At 57.6% G+C, this 2,019-nt stretch carries 2 protein-coding genes and 1 pseudogene; all 3 read right to left on the minus strand.

The features are described from left to right. Positions 1–409, minus strand: a 409-nt coding sequence (locus WH5701_RS00120) for a thylakoid membrane photosystem I accumulation factor (protein WP_037978956.1), incomplete at its 3' end; no start/stop codon positions are given. 49 nt (positions 410–458) lie between these two features. Beyond that, positions 459–1,316 (minus strand): DUF3685 domain-containing protein, encoded by an 858-nt coding sequence (locus WH5701_RS18150; protein WP_232201737.1) that lies wholly within the window; start codon positions 1,314–1,316, stop codon positions 459–461. A gap of 49 nt (positions 1,317–1,365) precedes the next feature. Then, positions 1,366–2,019 (minus strand): annotated as a pseudogene (locus WH5701_RS18155) (hypothetical protein); the annotation flags it as partial.

The following is a 2,019-nucleotide window of genomic DNA, read 5'->3' on the forward strand; positions in this document are numbered from 1 at the left end:
GATCAAACACAACCCTGGAATCGGGTCCAATCACCACCACGTGAGGAATGGATCCATTCCAATACGTCACTGGATCCTTGGGTCCCGTTGCCGGACGTCCCTGCAGGCCATCCGTTGTCAGCGGAATCAAGTCGATGCTTCGGCCCCAAAGCCGCTGGAGTTCGGACACTACAGGGGCAAAGCGCTTGCTTACTGCACTGTCATCCAAGTAGTAGATCACCACGGATGTTCGCCCTGCATCCATGGCTTCGCCGAGGGTGTTAGCGGGAGGAACAAGCGATCCGTTGCCCGCATACAGGGCATAAATATTGCCGTCGTAACTGTCGGTATTGAGGACGGCGCCAACAGGGGCCACCCAAAGCAGCAGTGCTACCGATAAACCGAGCAAGAGCTGCAGCAAAGGGGCCATCAAACCGACGTCGCAGACGCCATTGTGACCTTCAGATGCCATCGGCAGTTCAACCTCGACCCAAACTGCGGCCCATGCCCTGGGCAATGCCACGACCCACAAGACCGATCGCGCGACCCAAAACCTGGGTTAACAACACAACGGCGAGGTCGCCCAACCGTCGGACGAGGCCCTGAACCTGCGGTGCCAAAGCGTCACGGGTTTCAAGCAATAGCGCCACCTGACGCTGCCACCAACCCAGTTGGTTCAATTCATGATCCCTGGGCTCGATGAGCTGAAGTGGCTCAATGCGCCCCTGGCGCAATTGAAACAACGTCCGTTGGCTTTCATACAACTGAATCGGACGGTCAACCCAATCGGACCAGCGCATCTGGCTATTGAGTCGATTACGCAAACGATCCAACTCTCGTGTCGCAATGAGTGAATCACGCAATAAATAGCGCCGTAACTCAGGCCATTGACCACAGGACTCGAGCAATTCGGATCCGATTAATTCCGCCGTACGAACCAACCAATTGCTCACCAACGTTTCCAGCTGAAGCAAGGCCCGGGGATCGTCGGCTGGAAGCAACTGACCGTTCACCAGCACCGGTTGATCGATGAGTAACGGAGCGAGCATCGCGGTGGGATCGGGTAGATCACCGTCATCGCCACTGAGATCGGCCTGCTTCAACAAGACAGTTACCACCGATTCCAGCTCACCATTACGTGGAATCTGCACGTAGCTGCCCGCCATCGCTGTGACGGCTTGCTGGCGCAGTTCAGGCTGAAGCTGCTCCCACATGCTCTCCATACAAAGGGCTTGATCACCCCCTCGAAGTTGATTGAGAACAGAATCCAGTTGCTGAAGCAGGGCCAGCAATAATTCACGGCGGCGCTCTGGATGCAAGCCTTCGATGGCAAGCAACCGACCCGTGGCATTGGTGAGACCGGCCTGAACTGAGTCGTCGAGGCGATCACGGATCGCTGCCCAGACAGCGGTGGAATTTCCCTCCCGCAAGGTGGTGGGGGGGGGTTCCCGGCGGAGGCCGAGAAAACCCGGAGAATGTCTGAGATGCACGGGCATCTTCAAACCCGAGCTGCACCGTTCCCAGAGCATCAGCAACAAATCGCGGGCACTGCGCCATTCGCGACAGCGAACCTTCATCAACCAACGAAGTTAAAAGCTGGGTTGGCGGAGGATTAAGCATCGCCTCAATCACCTGGAGATCGTGACTGATCTGCTGCAGACCACTCATTAGCGCCCATTGCCCGAAGCCCATGGTGGGGGTCTCAAGTTGGGGCGACGGGCTCCCAGTCTCCAATCGCACGAAGCGTCCACCCGTCAGCAACGCTTCGATCGACTCGGTGAGGGTGGCTAAATCACAGTTCTGCAGCAAGCCACTGGCGGAAAGACTCAACAGCTGCTCGCGGGTTGCGGCCACATCCGGCGGCAAAAGAAGCAACAACGGTGCTGGTTGCCATCGCTCACCCAACCGAATCGCTTCCTGCTGGATCGCCCCCAGGGAGGTGACAGCATCGATCGACCAGACCACCAAGCGGGGTGGCCAGGCAACTGGTCGGGCTTTAAAAGCACGTCCCAACCTGGATTTGCTGTTGTTAGCTGCAAC

The sequence above is a fragment of the Synechococcus sp. WH 5701 genome, assembly GCF_000153045.1.
Classification (GTDB): Bacteria; Cyanobacteriota; Cyanobacteriia; order PCC-6307; family Cyanobiaceae; genus Regnicoccus_A; species Regnicoccus_A antarcticus.